This window comes from Riemerella anatipestifer, from assembly GCF_035666175.1.
Classification (GTDB): Bacteria; Bacteroidota; Bacteroidia; order Flavobacteriales; family Weeksellaceae; genus Riemerella; species Riemerella anatipestifer_D.
Genome location: NZ_CP142016.1, coordinates 1,120,350 through 1,135,694 on the forward strand (window position 1 = coordinate 1,120,350; position 15,345 = coordinate 1,135,694).

General features: G+C 33.8%; 15 protein-coding genes and 1 tRNA gene. 4 read left to right on the forward strand and 12 right to left on the reverse strand.

All coding sequences use genetic code 11. The features are described 5' to 3' along the window. Positions 1–13: 13 nt before the first annotated feature. Positions 14–988 (reverse strand): ribonucleotide-diphosphate reductase subunit beta, encoded by a 975-nt coding sequence (locus VIX88_RS05580; protein WP_064971216.1) that lies wholly within the window; start codon positions 986–988, stop codon positions 14–16. An 81-nt stretch (positions 989–1,069) separates the two neighbouring features. On the opposite strand from VIX88_RS05580, the gene VIX88_RS05585 reads away from it, so the two are divergent. Continuing rightward, the gene (locus VIX88_RS05585; protein ID WP_015345427.1) at positions 1,070–1,210 is read left to right on the forward strand and encodes a hypothetical protein; all 141 of its coding nucleotides are present in this window, start codon (positions 1,070–1,072) and stop codon (positions 1,208–1,210) included. Positions 1,211–1,297: 87 nt separating this feature from the next. Here VIX88_RS05585 and VIX88_RS05590 read toward each other — a convergent pair whose 3' ends face one another. The 11 genes from VIX88_RS05590 to VIX88_RS05640 form a co-directional block, all read right to left on the reverse strand. Next, on the reverse strand, positions 1,298–1,951 hold the full coding sequence (locus tag VIX88_RS05590) for a ComF family protein (RefSeq protein WP_004918078.1): 654 nt from the start codon (positions 1,949–1,951) through the stop codon (positions 1,298–1,300). 88 nt (positions 1,952–2,039) lie between these two features. Beyond that, a tRNA-Cys gene (locus VIX88_RS05595) sits at positions 2,040–2,110 on the reverse strand. Positions 2,111–2,173: 63 nt separating this feature from the next. Beyond that, complete coding sequence (locus VIX88_RS05600) at positions 2,174–2,725, reverse strand: hypothetical protein (protein ID WP_064971215.1); 552 nt, start codon at positions 2,723–2,725, stop codon at positions 2,174–2,176. A gap of 54 nt (positions 2,726–2,779) precedes the next feature. Then, positions 2,780–3,430, reverse strand: coding sequence for an HD domain-containing protein (locus VIX88_RS05605; RefSeq protein WP_154212730.1), 651 nt, complete (start codon positions 3,428–3,430; stop codon positions 2,780–2,782). A 21-nt stretch (positions 3,431–3,451) separates the two neighbouring features. Next, the gene (locus VIX88_RS05610; RefSeq protein ID WP_127919812.1) at positions 3,452–4,330 is read right to left on the reverse strand and encodes an IS982-like element ISRa1 family transposase; all 879 of its coding nucleotides are present in this window, start codon (positions 4,328–4,330) and stop codon (positions 3,452–3,454) included. 218 nt (positions 4,331–4,548) lie between these two features. After that, positions 4,549–5,907, reverse strand: coding sequence for an NADP-specific glutamate dehydrogenase (gene gdhA, locus VIX88_RS05615; RefSeq protein WP_049334426.1), 1,359 nt, complete (start codon positions 5,905–5,907; stop codon positions 4,549–4,551). 183 nt (positions 5,908–6,090) lie between these two features. After that, on the reverse strand, positions 6,091–7,194 hold the full coding sequence (gene dprA, locus VIX88_RS05620) for a DNA-processing protein DprA (RefSeq protein WP_049334427.1): 1,104 nt from the start codon (positions 7,192–7,194) through the stop codon (positions 6,091–6,093). Between the two features lie 2 nt (positions 7,195–7,196). After that, a complete protein-coding gene (locus tag VIX88_RS05625) occupies positions 7,197–7,574 on the reverse strand; it encodes a group III truncated hemoglobin (protein ID WP_049334428.1) in 378 nt (125 codons plus the stop codon). Positions 7,575–7,584: 10 nt separating this feature from the next. After that, positions 7,585–8,139 carry a crossover junction endodeoxyribonuclease RuvC gene (gene ruvC / locus VIX88_RS05630; RefSeq protein WP_064971300.1) on the reverse strand — a complete coding sequence of 185 codons (555 nt, stop codon included), beginning with the start codon at positions 8,137–8,139 and terminating at the stop codon, positions 7,585–7,587. Between the two features lie 23 nt (positions 8,140–8,162). Beyond that, complete coding sequence (locus tag VIX88_RS05635) at positions 8,163–9,353, reverse strand: carboxypeptidase-like regulatory domain-containing protein (RefSeq protein WP_153929505.1); 1,191 nt, start codon at positions 9,351–9,353, stop codon at positions 8,163–8,165. A gap of 11 nt (positions 9,354–9,364) precedes the next feature. Continuing rightward, complete coding sequence (locus VIX88_RS05640) at positions 9,365–9,844, reverse strand: Lrp/AsnC family transcriptional regulator (protein ID WP_064969902.1); 480 nt, start codon at positions 9,842–9,844, stop codon at positions 9,365–9,367. Positions 9,845–10,179: 335 nt separating this feature from the next. Between VIX88_RS05640 and VIX88_RS05645 the strand changes: the two genes are divergently transcribed. The 3 genes from VIX88_RS05645 (at position 10,180) to ruvA (ending at position 15,341) form a co-directional block, all read left to right on the forward strand. Beyond that, positions 10,180–13,122, forward strand: coding sequence for a SusC/RagA family TonB-linked outer membrane protein (locus VIX88_RS05645; protein ID WP_064969903.1), 2,943 nt, complete (start codon positions 10,180–10,182; stop codon positions 13,120–13,122). Positions 13,123–13,134: 12 nt separating this feature from the next. After that, positions 13,135–14,559 carry a RagB/SusD family nutrient uptake outer membrane protein gene (locus VIX88_RS05650; RefSeq protein ID WP_064969904.1) on the forward strand — a complete coding sequence of 475 codons (1,425 nt, stop codon included), beginning with the start codon at positions 13,135–13,137 and terminating at the stop codon, positions 14,557–14,559. A 197-nt stretch (positions 14,560–14,756) separates the two neighbouring features. Further along, on the forward strand, positions 14,757–15,341 hold the full coding sequence (gene ruvA / locus VIX88_RS05655; RefSeq protein WP_064969906.1) for a Holliday junction branch migration protein RuvA: 585 nt from the start codon (positions 14,757–14,759) through the stop codon (positions 15,339–15,341). The last annotated feature ends 4 nt before the right edge of the window (positions 15,342–15,345 follow it).

The window sequence follows — 15,345 nt, forward strand, 5'->3', positions numbered from 1 at the left end:
ATCAAAAATTTATCTAAAACAAATCGTTAGCGGTAATACTCTTATCGTGTTTTGTATAATCTACTGGTCTTTTGGCAAAGAAATCGTCTAATGAGTTAGCAAAAACTTCCTCCTCAAACCATACCATCGGCTTGTATTCTTCCTCTGTAATATTAAACATAGAAGCCATACCAATTCTTTTCAAACTATCGTCTATACGATATTTCATAAAGCTGAGAAGTTGTTTTTTTGATAAATGGTCTAAATCTCCCATCTCAAAAATCCAATCTAATATTTCCGCCTCTAGCTCTACCGAGGTTTTAACAATATTATAAATCGCCTCTATATCTTCCTCTTGAAGAAGCTCAGGCTGTTCTTCCTTTATTTTATTGATGATATAAATCCCTGCATTGGCATGAATTTGCTCATCTACAGAAGTCCACGCAATAATGTTAGATACATTTTTCATATAGCCCTTAAACCTCGTAAACGAAAGAATAATGGCAAACTGAGAAAACAATGATACATTTTCTATTAAAATACTGAATAATAACAAAGAAGACACATACTCCTTAGGCGTTGAAGAGTTTGAGTTTTTAAGTACATCGGTTAGAAAATCTATTCTTTTTCTAATAGCAGGATTTTCGATAACATTAAGAAACTCATTGTTATATCCTAAAACTTCAAGTAATCTTGAGTAAGCCTCTGAATGTCTAAACTCACACTCTGCAAAGGTTGCTCCTAATCCGTTAAACTCAGGCTTAGGGAGATGATTATAAAGATTACCCCAAAAGGTCTTTACAGACACCTCAATCTGAGCAATTGCTAACAAAGCATTCTTAACTGCATTTTTCTCATGAGGCTCTAGCTGCGAATGAAAGTCTTGTATATCCGCCGTAAAATCTACCTCTGAATGTACCCAAAAAGACTTATTAATCGCCTCTATATACTGCATTACTTCTGGATACTCAAAAGGTTTGTAGTTTATTCTTTTCTCAAAAATCCCCATAATAATTGTTTATTCAGTTTTTTAACTCTTAGTTATTTCTAACAAAGAATAGAATTATATAACAATCTAAAAATCAATATATTGATTACACAAAGACTTAACAAAATCCTTTCTACAAAAATAGAAAATGAAAGCCTAAAAATGAAACGAAATATGGATAGATTATTTAATCTTTTGGATTCTAATTATATAAGTTTTCCACAATCCTCTATAATCCTATAAATAAGGGCAAAACCACCAATAAACATTTTATAATTAAACAAAAGATATAAACCTCAATACAAAAAGGAAATGTAATTAAACACCTATTTATTCATCTATTGCCAAAACCAAAACACTCACCTGATTCCCATTTCCTTTTAAAAGCTCCCAAACCGCTTTACTCATTGTATTTCCTGTGGTATATACATCGTCTATAAGTAAGATGTGTTTACCTTCTATTTTCTCATCTACAGAAAATATATTTTGCATCTTTTCTCTATCCAATTTTTGCTTTAAGGCTTGAGGCTTAGAATAGAAATTTCTTTTAAGAAGATAATGAGAATAAGGTATCCTCTGCAACTGAGATAATGTTTTTGTAAATAAATGCAACTGATTATACCCTCTCTCTCTTTGTTTTTTAGGATGAAGTGGAATATTAGTTAATATATCTATCCCTTGATGAGATAAATCCATATTTTCAGAAACCCAATGAGCTAACACCTTACCCACACGCTCCATAGAATGGTACTTTAAGGCGTGTATAATATCTTGAGAAAGTTCTTTTTTCTCGTACTTCATCAAACTAAAAGCCTTATTTACTGGAAATTTAAGAACAACTTTTTGATAAAAATCCCCTTTTCCTCCAAAATCATTGTAGGTAAAATTGATATGAGACTTACACGCCCAGCAAACGATTTCATCAGAGGAAATAATGAGATTACACTTTAGGCATCTATTGGGCAGAAAAAAATCTAAAAACATAGTTCCCAAATTAATACCGATAAATATAATACTTACTTAGATACACTCAACAAAAAATCTCATAGCAATACTATGAGATTTCATCTAGAGGTTCCGAGCGGATTCGAACCGCTGTACAAGGTTTTGCAGACCTCTGCCTAGCCGCTCGGCCACGGAACCATTTTTAGGTGTGCAAATATAGACATTTTTTATATAACTAAGAAATTTATCCAAAAATATTTTCTATTTTTTCTTTACCCAAGACACAATATTTATGAACAATATTAAAAAACAGAAAGTAACCCAAACTGCATCTCTTAGCCCTTCTCTCTTATAAAGCCTGATTTGTTTTTCTGCAATATTGGAAAGTTTAGCGCTTTGGTTAAGGTAATTATTAGCTTCGATATAAAGGTCTTCATTTTTATTTCCCACTATATGTTGTGTAAAATAAACCATTTTTTTTCCAGAAAACGCAACCAACCAAAATTCATCTGTATCCTTCATTCCCAAGTGGCACACACGATAATGCTCAGAACGAATATCTTCTAAATGCGCAATATTATACCCCTTATCCAAAACTTCCAAACTATAGAAATCTAGTGTTTGTGGATGTTTATTAACCAACTGAATAGCAATACTTCCTCCAACAGGATTAGGATAAATTTTAGTAAAAATCCAATATCCAAAAAAAAGAACGCCTACAATAGTGATTATTTTTCGGTATAGTTTTAACCTATTTATTCTTACTAGAGAAATCAATAACAGTATAAAAAGAACAAACGACAATGTTTCCATCAACCAAACATTTAATATAAAATATTTAACTGACGCAAATATATGAATTCTTAATTATTCCAATAAATTCCACTCACGATAGAAAGTTTCTAAAAAAATTAACATAAACTGATGCCTTTTTTCCGCAATATTTTTACCCTCAGTAGTTTGCATTAAATCTTTTAGGAGTAATAATTTTTCATAAAAATGATTAATTGTAGTTCCTTCTGATTTTTTATATTTCTCCTTACCAAAGGTTTTTTGAGGTAATATCTCAGGGTTGTACATTGGATTATTTTTATACCCACCAAAGTTGAACGCTCTTGCTACACCTATCGCTCCGATAGCATCTAGTCTATCTGCATCTTGTACAATTTTAAACTCTATCGGCAATTCTTTCGGTTGACTCTCTTTATTTTTAAAGGAAAGATGTTTGATGATAAATAAAACTTTATCTATGGTTTCTTCAGAAACTTTTTCCTTCATTAAAAAATCTTTTGATACTTGGAGCGCTAAAGTCTCGTCTCCATTATGGAATTTAGGGTCAGCTATATCGTGTAATAAAGCCGCAAGATTTACCACTTCCTCATTAGCTGCCTTTTCGGTACTTAAAATTTTTTGGGAAAGTTTCCAAACTCTTTCTATATGAAACCAATCGTGTCCAGCCTCTGCTCCTTCTAATTTATTTTTTACAAATTCCTTTGTATTATCAATAAGTGTACTCATTATATTAACTCGTTGTGCATTTTAAATAATACTGATTTTTAGATGATTTAATTTTCTTTGGAAGATAAATTTATTGATATATTGAATAACCGTTGCGGCGGTTATTTTACTGATTATCCTTGTTTTAAAGCCTTCAAAAGTTTTAGCATTGTTTCTTTTAATCATAAATTGGTCGCAAAGTTGAGAGAAAAATGTCTCAATTCGTTTTCGCTTTTTCTTGTACAATGAAAATTGAGGAATATAATCTTTCTGATTACTTCTCATTGGTGTATCTAATTTAATATTAGCATAGTTAAATAAATCTATTTGAACTTTTGCTGATAAATAGCCTCTATCTCCAATTAAAGTACAGTTTCGCATTTGCTCACCAATATCTTTTAAATAGTGGATGTCGTGAACGGATGCAGGGCTTATATCAAAATTCTTAATCACACCATTTAAAGAACATACTGCGTGTAGTTTATAGCCATAGAAATATAATTTCTGTGAAGCACAATAACCATATGTTGGTGAAGAATAGGATTGCTCTTTACAAATTTTTGAACGAGTAGAACGAGCGTTTTCACAAACTTTCATTGGCATGCTATCAACGATAAAAATATCTTCAAACTCATTGAACTCCATCGAAATACGCTGTCTAATTTGCTCTGTTTGTAGGGATAGTCTTCGTTTTCGCTTATTGTAAACACTTCTTTCAATTTTGTTTATCAGAGAGTTTGGCAATTTTCTAAATAACTGTAATTCGCTATCAATACTCAAGTATTCAGCAGTAATATTAAGACTTATGACTTCTAAATCGCTCATTTTAGGTGTTCTTCTCTGATAACTAATCAGTTGATTTTCTGAAAAAAGTCCTAAAACTTCCAAAATTCTTTCATATATTTGCTCTATGTTGTTCATTTATATCGTTTTATAGCAAAAACAATATACTGATTTTCAGTCTAATAAACAACTCTTGTTTTTTTCATTTCATAATGCACAACGGGTTATATTATTATAAATTTATTCGTAGTTGATTTACTCATAAAGAAAACAAAAAGTTCCTCATTTTAAATAGAGGAACTTCTTTCTTTCATTTTACTTTTTACTCGTATTACCCCACGAGAAGGTTTATCATATTAAACAACACCTTGTGCTAACATAGCCTCTGCTACCTTAACAAACCCAGCGATGTTTGCTCCTTTCACATAGTTTACATAACCATTCTCCTCTTTTCCATAATCTCTACATACTTTATGTATGCCTATCATGATTTCTTTTAATCTAGCATCTACTTCCTCAGAAGTCCAGTTAAGACGGATAGAGTTTTGAGTCATCTCTAATCCAGAAGTAGCTACACCACCAGCGTTAGACGCTTTACCTGGAGAGAAAAGAACTTTGTTATCTATAAAGTGATTAATTGCATCTAGTGTAGAAGGCATATTAGCCGCCTCAGTAACACAAATACAACCATTTTCTACTAGTTTTTTAGCATCTTCTAAATCTAACTCGTTTTGAGTTGCAGAAGGGATAGCCACATCACACTTCACCTCCCACGGACGCTTACCTGCGTGGAACTCAGCTTCTGGATATTTTTTAACATAATCCTCAGCACGGTTGTTTCCGCTCGCTCTAAGCTCTAATAAGAAATCTATTTTTTCACCAGTGATACCGTCTTTATCATAAACATATCCATCTGGACCAGAAATAGTAACCGCCTTACCTCCTAGTTGGTCAATTTTCTTAATTACTCCCCAAGCCACATTTCCAAATCCTGAAACCGTAAATGTTTTACCTTTAACTTCCTCACCTACCGTTCTTAGCATTTGCTCTGCGAAGTAAACCACTCCATACCCTGTAGCTTCTGGACGAATTAAAGAACCACCATAAGCCAATCCTTTACCAGTAAGTACTCCTGTAAATTCGTTTCTTATCTTCTTATATTGACCAAAAAGGTAACCTATCTCACGAGCTCCCACACCTATATCTCCAGCAGGAACATCGGTTTGAGGTCCAATATGCTTACAAAGTTCCGTCATAAATGCTTGGCAGAATCTCATAATTTCCATATCTGATTTCCCTTGTGGGTCAAAATCAGAACCCCCTTTACCACCACCCATAGGAAGCGTAGTTAAAGAGTTTTTGAACACTTGTTCAAACGCTAAAAATTTAAGTACTGAAAGATTTACAGTAGGATGGAATCTAATCCCTCCTTTATAAGGTCCGATAGCCGAATTCATCTGAATTCTAAACCCTCTATTTACTTGTATTTCTCCTTTGTCATCTACCCAAGGAACTCTAAAAATAATTGTTCTCTCCGGCTCTACCATTCTTTCTAGAAGTTTTTTACCTCTGTATTCTTCTTTGGTAGCAATGAACGGAATTACAGTAACAGCCACCTCTTTTACAGCTTGTAAAAATTCTGGCTCATTAGGATTTTTAGCCTCTACATTTGCTATAAATTCTTGAATTTTTTGTTCTACATTATATTGTTCCATAGCGTTTAATTGATGCCAACAAAGATAACCTTTTTTTGATATTACACAAATCTGATTTTAATTTTTATTAAAACCCACACAAATCAAATATATTAACATCAAAATTTTAATTAAAGTCAATTTTAATTAAAAAAAAGACACTATTATGCCCAAAATATCAATTTTAAAAAAGTGATTTTTTAGCTAAACAATAGAATATCTCCTCCCAGAATTTGCCCTTATCAATCCCAATAATTCTAATTCTAACAAAACTGGAAGCACTTTAGAAATAGGTTGATTTAACTTTTCTGACAAGTCGTCCAAAGAAATATCATTAACCTCTTTAATAATATCATAAATAGGCTTCTGAATAGGAGTTAAAGAAACCTCAACCGAAGGAAAAAGCTCCAAAACTTTAGAAGTATTATCCAAATCTAGGTCTTTTAGCAAACCTTTAATAGAAGATATGATTTTAGCTTTATTTTGAAAAATAAGATGATTGCAACCTTGGCTATACTTATCCGTAAGACGCCCTGCCAAAGCGTACACCTCTCTATTATACTGATTAGCAAAACTCGCCGTACTAATAGAACCTCCTGCATAAGCAGACTCTACCACAATCGTATTAGCCGAAAGCCCTGCCACAATACGATTTCTTTGCAAAAAATGTTCTCTATCTGGCTTTTCATCAGAGCAGAATTCAGAAAACAAAGCTCCACCATTATTTAATATTTCTTCAGCGAGAATTTTATGTTTGGACGGATAAACAATGTGTAAACCGTGTGCTAAAACCGCTGAAGTTTTTATATTGTTTTTTAAAGCCTCTTGATGAGCTATTCCGTCTGTACCTAAAGCTAAACCACTAATGACTTGAATATTTTTATTTTTAAACTGAACAATTAAATCCTCCAAAAACGACTTACCATAAGCAGTGGCATTTCTCGTCCCAACAATGCTAATATTATTAGCGGTATCGTCATAATCTCCTTTTTGAAAAAGAATAGCTGGAGCATCATAACATTCACCTAAAAGACGAGGAAGCTGATTAAGATGTCTCAGATTGATTTTTATCTCGTTTTTAATGCAGAACTCAACTTCCCTTTCGGCAAATTTCAAAAGGCTTTCATCACCAATACCTGAGGCAATTTGTTTACCTATGCCTGATATTTTTCTTAACTCCGATTGAGACAAACTCCAAACCTCCTTAGCAGAACCAACTTCGCCCACTAAATTTGCAAATGTAACATCTCCTACCAAAGAGCTTCGCCGTAAAGCAATAGAGTATAAAATTTCTTCTGCATTTACCATAACTATCGCCTTGCCATTTCCATCTTGTAAGCCATTAAATTGGCAATATTAGCCGCTTTGTATTTTGCTGTTTCTGCCATAGAACCTTCGTAGAGCTCATCAATAGTTTCTGTCCAAAGTTTTAGCCAATGTTCGAAGTGATGTTTTTCCATAGGCACTAAATCATTGATAGGAAAGTGGGCTCCCATCGGATTTCCTTTATAGGATACCTTACTAAACAATAGCGTTTCCCAAAAGGCATACATTTTTGGTAAATGTTCGTCCCAATTTACTTTTGCAACTTCGTTAAAGAAAAAGCCTATGGTAGCGTCTTTCCCTACCTTATCATAAAAACGATTAACTAACGCCTCTATATCCTGACGATTTTCTAGTGCTTTCATAAAAGATGATTTATTTAACCCTATCAGGGTTTTGTTTTATAAAACTCTCCCACCCTGAATAATTTTTACCCGTTGCTAATTTACCCGAATTAAAATGATGACAAACCGCCACCGCCAATCCGTCAGACGCATCTAAGTATTTGGTGGGAAATTCCTTAAGTTTAAGTAAATTTTGCAACATTCCTGCCACCTGCTCTTTACTTGCATTACCATTACCTGTAATCGCCATTTTTATTTTTTTGGGAGAATACTCAGTAATAGGAATATCTCTATATAGACTTGCCGCCATAGCCACCCCTTGTGCCCGCCCCAACTTCAGCATACTCTGCACATTTTTCCCGTAGAAAGGTGCTTCCAAAGCAACCTCATCTGGATGAAATTCATCTATAAGCGATAGAGTTCTCTCAAAAATATACTTCAATTTAGTTTCGTGGTTGGGGTATTTTTTTAAAATCAATTCGTTAACGGAAACCAATTCCATCTTCTGATTTAAAACAGAAATAATCCCGAACCCCATTACGGTAGTACCTGGGTCTATACCCAATATAATTTTCTCTACTTTCACAGGGTAAAAATACAGATTAAAATCTATGGTTCAAAATCCAATGGTAAAAGCTCCGAAAGATTACTTCTTGCCCACCCTTCCTCAAATACAAGTTCACTAGGATTGGAATAATTGCCATCTGAATAAACTTCAAAGCTAAGCCCTCTACAATCTAATATGTTATTTTTGGATACAGGCATTTCTGTTTTTTGTATTTGTTTTTTGTGCACTGTATAGAAATACTTTTTATAATTAACCCCAAGTAAATCCTTAAACTCCAAAAAAACTCTATTTTCACTATTTTTCCTAAATTTATCTGATAATATATTTCTTTCTATTATGGCAGAGTAGAACATAGGCTCTTCTTCCTTCCTTCTTGCAATATCTTCTATATGAGGAGGGTATTTATTAAATACAATGACTGAATCTTTGGAAATCTTTTTCCTAAAATCATCAATATAAGTGCGATAAACTTTCAGTTCTTCCGACGACGGATATTTTTCATTACGCTTCCTTACAATCCAATCCACAGAAAAACCCTCTTCAGATAATCTGTCTTGATAAAGAGCTCTGAAAAAATGTAAGGAACTACCACAATAAGCATTAAGCCTTTCTGTTTGCCACTTTAATTGCTTATGAGAAGAGCCTTTCATAGGACTAAAAAAAGAAGTTCCAAGATACTTCAAACTATTATCGGAAAGGTTCAGTTCAAATTCCAACAAGTTATAATTTACAACATATCCCAATTTTTCGTTACTAATAATAAGAGGTGCTTTTGCACGAGCCTTAAGAACATGCTCCTCTCTATCGTATGCCAATTGTATATCCTTCGGGTTTTTAACATAAACCATCTCCCTATCATAACCCAAGAGAGTATTAAGAAACTTTTCGATATAACGCTTATACACCTTATCTGTGTATGCCAATAGTTTGACCTCTGGAATTTCCGTTTCTTTTTCTAATTTAATTTCTAATGTTTGGCTATACAATTCTTTAATGGGTATTATTTTTGAGGAAAACCCTTTTTTTTCAACGATAAGGTTTCCTGTCTTCGCCTTCACACCTGACAAGTAAAATTCCCCATCTTGATTAGATTGTGTTTTATATTGAGTTCCATCTATATAAATCACAGCCCCTGACAATGGAGTTTCTCGAAAATCCTTAATGTAACCTTTAATACTTTGAGCGTTTATTAAAGTAATTCTCAATAAAACTAACAGAAAAATCACTCTCATAGAAATAAACTTTAGATTGTGGTTAATGTTATAACATTCATCACTCGGTTATCATTCTTAATGTATTTGAAAATAAAGCTACTCTTAACACTATCTATAATATCTAATTTTGATATTTTTCTTAGGATAAACTCTTCATAATGGTGCAAATCTCTTAGCAAAAGTTTCATAATAACATCATAATCCCCAGAAGTAAATGCCGCCTCCGTGACTTCCTCAAAAGACAATATTTCTTCTTTAAACTTATTAAAAATCTCTTCCTGATGCTTAATCAATTTAATTTGCATATAGGTAGTAAAGCCATACCCTAACTTTTCAGCATCTACAATAGCTGTATAGCCTTTAATATAACCATTAGCCTCTAATTTCTTTATCCTATCATGCACAGGTGTTACCGACAAACTTACTTTAGCCGCTATTTCTTTCACACTTTGGCTACTATCTTCGACCAATTCTCTAAGAATACTAAAATCAACTTGATCTAACTTCATTATTTTTTTCGGTTTTATCCAGCAAATATACAAACAAAAAGAAAAATAAACTAAAAAACACAACAAAAATAAATTTAATATCTTTTATTAAATAATAATTAGGTTTTTTATTTCGACATAATATAACTTTGCAGTGTAAATAATCAGTTATAATAATGTTATACAACACTCACCAACTTCTTTTCATTATGATTATGATGAAGAGAAGACAAACGGCATTATTTGTGTGAGAAGTTTTTAGTTGATATAATATTTCAGTTCCAACGGAAGGCTTTAAACACAATGTTTAAAGCCTTTTATTTTTGAGTTAAAAAAAATAAAAAATTATACAACTTATGAAAAAGAAACTACTAAATGCAGGAGCATTAGGTCTGTTTTTAGTGCTTGGAAATAATATACAAGCACAGGTAAAAGATAGCACAAAAACGAGAGCTATCGAAGAAGTAGTAATAGTAGCCTATGGTAAACAAAAATCCAAAGCTATAGTGGGCTCGGTATCCAGCGTAGGAAAAGAGGTCCTCTCTACACAACAAACAACTAATGTAGCTACTGCCATACAAGGTAGCGTACCTGGTGTTAATATCATTGGTTCGGCTGACCCTAGCGTATCACCAACTATAAGAGTGAGAGGGATTGGCTCTATAAATGCAAGTTCAGACCCACTTATCATTGTAGATGGAGCTCAATATACGGGTAGCTTATCTAATATTTCACAAGAAGAAATAGAAAGCATCAGTGTTCTTAAAGACGGTTCTGCCACCTCTCTATATGGTTCTAGAGGTGCGAATGGTGTAGTTCTAATAACTACCAAAAAGGGACGAAAAGGAAGACCAAGAGTAACTTTACAAACTTCTCTAGGATTTGCCTCTCCTGTAAACGAGTTTCATCCTCTTGTAGATAATACAAAATACTTACAATACACTTGGGAGTCTCTAAGAAACACCTATGTATTTAAAGACAAACTATCTTACGCAGACGCAGGAGCTAAGGCCGCTTCTTTGATAATCCCTACATTGCAGTACAATCCATACAATGTTAAAAATCCTATAGATGCTAACGGAAACTTGGTAAGTGGAGCTCAATTACTATGGAATACCGATTGGGCAAGCCACTTAATAAACCGAAGTGCCGAAAGACAAGAAAGCACAGCTACTGTATCAGGAGGAACTGAACAAAGCACCTACTTCTTAAGTCTAAACTACTTAAAACAAGAGAATTCTGTAAAGAATAGTAACTTCGAAAGAATTGCCACTAGATTGAATTTAGAATCTAAGGTACAACCTTGGCTTAGCGTAGGGCTTAATACTTCCTTTGTGTCTAATAGCAGAAATACACCTCCATTAGATGGTCCTCGCTATGGTTCTCCTATATCTAGTATATACACCATATCTTCTATCTATCCTCTTTATCAAAGAGACGAAAATGGTAATCTAATATACGATGAAAACGGTAATCTTTCTTATGATTATGGAGCTGGTAGCCCTAGTACCATTAACTCTCAAAGACCTTTTACTAGAAACGCCAATCCTGTAGGTTCGTTGGTTTACAATAATTACCGATATGTTACCAATACACTTACCTTAAATGGGTTCGCAAAAATTGATTTCACCAAAGACCTTTCATTCCGCTCTAATTATTCATTTGAACAAAACCAAAGGAATAATAAATCATTTGACAATGGGTTATATGGCGAATATGCTCCTCAAAGTGGTCTTATAGGATACAATAGAGATAATTTTTCTACTAGAAACTTTATTAACTCCCTAAACTACAACACTAGATTAGGAGAAGGGCACAACTTATCCGCAGACGCTATCGCAGAACTATTTGAAACAACTTATGATTTTATGTATGCTTCTGGTACAGGGCTATTCCCTGGCATCCAAGTTCTTGGTGGAGCCAATACTCCTAACAGTAGTAGCGGAAATATTCTAAAACAAAGACTAGTAGGCTTATTAGGAAGGGTAAACTACAACTATAAAGAAAAGTACTTTATAGAAGGTTCATTCCGTAGAGATGGTTCTAGTGTATTTAGTAGAGATACCAGATGGGGGAATTTCTTTTCCGTTGGAGGAGCTTACATTGTGAGCGAAGAAAACTTTTTAAAAGGAAACAAAACTCTAAGTTTCCTAAAACTGAAGTCTTCCTACGGAGAACTGGGGAACAATAACTTCAATGTAGCAAAGTACTCTAACGTAATAGAGTACGATTTCTTCCCTTACCTAGCTTCGTACAGTACAGGATATTCTGTGGGAGATAAGATAGGGATACTACTTTCATCTCCAAAAGATGCCAATATAAAGTGGGAAAAAACTGCATCTTTTAATGCAGGGATAGAGTTAGGCTTATTCCAAAACCGAGTGAACATCAATGTAGATTATTACGACAAGCACTCCGTAGATTTAATAGGTCCTCTTGTAACAGCAGGTTCCACAGGAGCTACTTCTATAACTTCCAATATCGGAAAGCTAAAAAATTACGGTTGGGAATTTGCCATCAATACTAAAAACATCAGAACCGAAAACTTCAGATGGGACACTGGACTCAATTTCTCGTTTGATAGAAATAAAATCTTAGCTTTAAGTAATGATGACAAACCTCAGCTTAAAGATACTAAAAGATGGGAAGTCGGGAAATCTCTTTTTGAGTTTTATATGAGAGAATACGCAGGTGTAAACCCTGATAATGGAAATCCTCTGTGGTACAAAGATGTTACTGATGCTAATGGCAACATAACCAAAGTAACTACAGAAAAATATTCAGATGCTAGTCTCTATTATCTGAATAAGAGTTCAATCCCTTGGGTAGTAGGTGGTTTTAATAACTATTTTAAATACAAAAACTTTGACCTCAACGCTCTAATAAACTTTAGCTTCGGAAGCTACCTATACGACGACTCTTACGCAAGACTAATGAGCGGAAACTTTAACGGAAATTCCAAAAGCGTTGATTTAGAAAGAAGATGGCAAAAACCTGGTGATATTACAGATGTTCCTAGGCTAAGTTCCACTTCATTAGAAGAGAGCAGTTTGTCATCTCGTTTCTTATTCAAGAATGATTATGTAAGGCTAAAAGCTCTTAATATAGGTTATAATTTTGATAAACAAGATATTGAAAAAATAGGATTGAAAAATTTAAGACTATTCTTACAAGCAGACAACCTGTTTACTTGGCAAACGAGCAAAAACATAGACCCAGAACAAGCCTTAAGTGGTCTGACATACGACAGAGCTTTTAGTCTTAAAACAATTTCTTTCGGTCTTAAATTAGAACTTTAAAAAAATAAAAAAATGAATCTATACAAAATAAAAACTATAGCTGTTGCAACTTTATTATTAGCCGCAACCTCTTGTCAAAGATATTTAGACGAACCTCAGCCCACAGACGAAATTAGTCTAAATTTAGCATTCTCTAGCTTAGACAATGCAGAAGCCAGCCTTACGGGTATCACAAGATTATTAAGAAGTGATACTGATGTACTAGGGCAAAGCACAACCAACTTAGGAAGTGTCTATTTCGCTAGAACTGTAAGAGGAGAAGATTTTATCGTTCCCAACAGCTGGTACTCTACAGATTATCAAAACACATACAGACTATCCACATCGCGCAGAACCGCTTTTACATGGAATTATTTTTATAAAATTATCCGCCAGTGTAATGAGTTTATAACAGGGGTTAATCAAAGTGGTAACATTAGTGCGACACAAAAAAACTCTCTTATAGCTAGAGCTAAGGTGCTACGTGCATTAGCTTATTTTGAAGTTGTACAAGATTTTCAGCTAGGTTACAAAGTTGCTAAAAACCAACCTGCAGTACCTATCTACGACAAATATACCAAAGATGCCAATCCTCTTAGTACAACAGAAGAGGTGTATAAATTTATTACTAACGACCTAGAAACTGCCATACCAGAGCTTTCTTATAGCAGAGCTTCAAAAGCTTTTGTTAATAAGCAAGTAGCCTACGCCATAGCTGCTAGAGTTTACCAAGTAAAAGAAGATTGGCAGAAAGCGGCAGAATATGCTAAACTAGCTTACGGAGGAGATGTTAATACCTCTCTTAACTCTGCAGAATATGCCGAAGGGTTTAAAAAACTAGACTCCCACGAATGGATATTGGGCTACGGACAACAAGTTGGACAGTCCATCTACTGGACTCAAGCCCCACACTCCTTCACGGATTTATCGCCAATCAATGATGGTTACAGCAATGTCTATGTAAGTAAATCTTTGTACGATTTGTTCTCTGATACTGATGTTAGAAAATTATTTGACGTAAACCCATCATCAAACAATTATACTAAATACAGTACCTATAAATTTACATTCAACAAAGATACTTCAGCGTGTCCTTACATCAGAACTTCGGAAATGATTTTGATAGAAGCCGAAGCTAAATACAGACTAGGGCAAGAAAGCCAAGCTAAGGATTTACTATTCCAATTACAGCAAAACAGAGACCCTAAAGCCGTAAAATCTGCTAATACAGGAGAAGCTCTCTTTAATGAAATTCTTACGGAAAGAAGAAAGGAACTATACGGTGAAATAGGTGTAGAAGTCTATGATGCTAGAAGATTGTCTCTGCCTTTAAAAAGGTCTTCGTGGCACCCTGTATCGCTATCTTTTGAGGCAAATGATAAGAAAATTATCTACCAGTATCCACAACAAGAGATAGACGCTAACCCTCATCTATCAACTAACATAAATAGTGATTGAGAAAACTAAAAAAGAATAAGTTTTTCATTTTTCTTCATATTAACCCGAAATCGGAGAGTTCTTAACAGGCTCTCTGATTTTTTTTATATCTAATTTTAATTTATACTCACAAAGTAGATTTTGCTCTTTTTGACAACAAAAACAAAGGTTTAATCCTAAAAAAACTTTAATTTAGCCACTTCAAATACTAGCAATATATGATTTATTCTCTCAGAGGTATCGTTCAGGAACTTAGTCCAACCCATTTAATTATAGAAGTTGGTGGTGTGGGTTATTATATAAACATAAGCATCAACAGTTCCAAATGTTTCTCTATCGGGAAAGAAGCCTTAATCTATACACAGCAAATTATCAGGGAAGATGCCCATTTACTATACGGCTTTTCGGAACTCAAAGAGAAAGAAATGTTCAACCTACTTATTTCCGTAAATGGTGTAGGACCTACCTCCGCTATGATTATGCTTTCCTCATTAGAACTGAAGGATATAGCACAAGCCATACTCTCTAGCAATAGTGTTGTATTACAAAAAGTAAAAGGCATCGGAACTAAAACTGCACAACGAATTATCATTGATTTAAAAGATAAAGTATTGCATTTTGGAGCAGACGAATCTGATATTTCTACCTTCGTTAATAATAAAGTAAAGGAAGAATCGTTATCTGCGTTAGAAGTTTTAGGAATTCCTAAAAAAATGTCAGAAAAGTTAGCCGACAAAATTTTGAAACAAAATCCAGAAATTCAAACGGAAGATTTAGTAAAACAAATTTTGAAAAATATTTAAAATA

Coding starts and splice junctions, on each gene's coding strand:
- VIX88_RS05650 (WP_064969904.1), top strand. CDS start 13,135: ATGAATCTATACAAAATAAAAACTATAGCTGTTGCAACTTTATTATTA.
- dprA (WP_049334427.1), bottom strand. CDS start 7,194: ATGGTAAATGCAGAAGAAATTTTATACTCTATTGCTTTACGGCGAAGC.
- VIX88_RS05635 (WP_153929505.1), bottom strand. CDS start 9,353: ATGAGAGTGATTTTTCTGTTAGTTTTATTGAGAATTACTTTAATAAAC.
- VIX88_RS05600 (WP_064971215.1), bottom strand. CDS start 2,725: ATGGAAACATTGTCGTTTGTTCTTTTTATACTGTTATTGATTTCTCTA.
- gdhA (WP_049334426.1), bottom strand. CDS start 5,907: ATGGAACAATATAATGTAGAACAAAAAATTCAAGAATTTATAGCAAAT.
- ruvA (WP_064969906.1), top strand. CDS start 14,757: ATGATTTATTCTCTCAGAGGTATCGTTCAGGAACTTAGTCCAACCCAT.
- VIX88_RS05625 (WP_049334428.1), bottom strand. CDS start 7,574: ATGAAAGCACTAGAAAATCGTCAGGATATAGAGGCGTTAGTTAATCGT.
- VIX88_RS05645 (WP_064969903.1), top strand. CDS start 10,180: ATGAAAAAGAAACTACTAAATGCAGGAGCATTAGGTCTGTTTTTAGTG.
- VIX88_RS05590 (WP_004918078.1), bottom strand. CDS start 1,951: ATGTTTTTAGATTTTTTTCTGCCCAATAGATGCCTAAAGTGTAATCTC.
- VIX88_RS05640 (WP_064969902.1), bottom strand. CDS start 9,844: ATGAAGTTAGATCAAGTTGATTTTAGTATTCTTAGAGAATTGGTCGAA.
- VIX88_RS05605 (WP_154212730.1), bottom strand. CDS start 3,430: ATGAGTACACTTATTGATAATACAAAGGAATTTGTAAAAAATAAATTA.
- VIX88_RS05610 (WP_127919812.1), bottom strand. CDS start 4,330: ATGAACAACATAGAGCAAATATATGAAAGAATTTTGGAAGTTTTAGGA.
- VIX88_RS05580 (WP_064971216.1), bottom strand. CDS start 988: ATGGGGATTTTTGAGAAAAGAATAAACTACAAACCTTTTGAGTATCCA.